We start from the raw sequence: 1369 nt of genomic DNA on the forward strand, positions 1-1369 counted from the left end.
TGATATTACAGCTTCAGATATGCAGGGGAAAAAGTTTTTTTATCAAGTTTCAGATGCTTATTCTACAAGTAACTATACATTAGAAGAACTTGAAGAACTAAAAAAATATAGTTCATTTATAGATAATTTACAAAAATTTAATACTGAACTGAATTCAACAGATAATGTAGATTTTTATGATATGAAACGTGAATCTGTAGATTTTATAGGTAAATGGAATAAACCTAAGGATTTGGCAAACGGCTACGGTCATAAGGATTTAACAGATCAGGAAGTGACTATCAAAGGACAAAGTGAGTACATAACTCCGGTAGATGCATTTATTCTAAATCAAAAAGTAATGCAAAGACTTGGACTGGATTATTTATCAGATCAGGATTTTATATATAACGGTGAGTTTCCCATGGTACTTGGCTCAGGCTTTAAAGAATATTATAATATCGGTGATACAATTCCTATAGCATATTTAAGAGAAAAATTTAACGGCAAGGTGGTCGGTTTTTATGATAAGGACTTGGTATTTGATGAATTTTTACATTGTGACAGCTATTCCACTGTTATAATCCCATATATGGACAATCTTGAAAGCAAGGATGATTATGAAGACAGAGAGGGTTTTTTTTATAGATATAACTTATTTAAAAATTTAGCCTATATCTATTTCCCAAATACTGTAGATTATGAAAAAAATAAAGATGCGGTGGAAAAAATAGCTCAAAAATATAATCTGGATTATACTGTATTGAGAGGTTATTAAAATAAAATAGTTAAAACAAATATGTCGGCTTGTAAAAACAAGTCGGCATTTTTAATTTGTGGAATTGTGCTACATTTATCTTTTAGAGAATTATCCGGTTTTTTTAGAATTATCCAGTGAACTACCCATAGTCTAAATCCTATGGGCTTCCTGCTTCGCTGACCTCGCAACCTACTATCTCCACAGGCGTTAATTCGGGCAGTCCCTGCCCTATCATTTTTATTATACTACTTGTCTTAATCCTTCTGCCAATATATTTTTTGCCGCATTGATATCTCTATCGTGTTTTGTATTGCAGAAAGGACATATCCAATCTCTTACTTTTAGATCTTTTACATTTGTATTTTTATATCCACAACTAAAACATAGCTGACTGCTTGCATAAAATCTATCTATCTTAATATAATTTCTGCCGTTCCATTTTGACTTATATTCAAGTTGTCTTGTCAGCTCATACCATGATGCATCACTTATAGATTTTGCTAAATTATGATTTTTTATCTGTAAGTTTTCCGAAACTATCACTTGGTTTTCGTTTATAATTTCGCTTGAAATCTTATGCAGATAATCTTTTCTTGTATCAGCTATTTTCTCATAGCATAGTGCTGTTTG

2 protein-coding genes are annotated in these 1369 nt (G+C 31.1%); one reads left to right on the forward strand and one right to left on the reverse strand.

What is annotated here, in order from left to right; genetic code table 11:
* On the forward strand, positions 1 to 757 hold a 757-nt coding region (locus tag HMPREF0381_RS14090; protein WP_008752685.1), incomplete at its 5' end, for a hypothetical protein.
* Positions 758 to 979: 222 nt separating this feature from the next.
* Here the strand turns inward: HMPREF0381_RS14090 and HMPREF0381_RS14095 are convergent.
* Positions 980 to 1369 (reverse strand): RNA-guided endonuclease TnpB family protein (locus HMPREF0381_RS14095; protein ID WP_008752686.1); only part of this gene is annotated, 390 nt, incomplete at its 5' end.

The organism is Lachnoanaerobaculum saburreum DSM 3986, assembly GCF_000185385.1.
Taxonomy (GTDB): Bacteria; Bacillota; Clostridia; order Lachnospirales; family Lachnospiraceae; genus Lachnoanaerobaculum; species Lachnoanaerobaculum saburreum.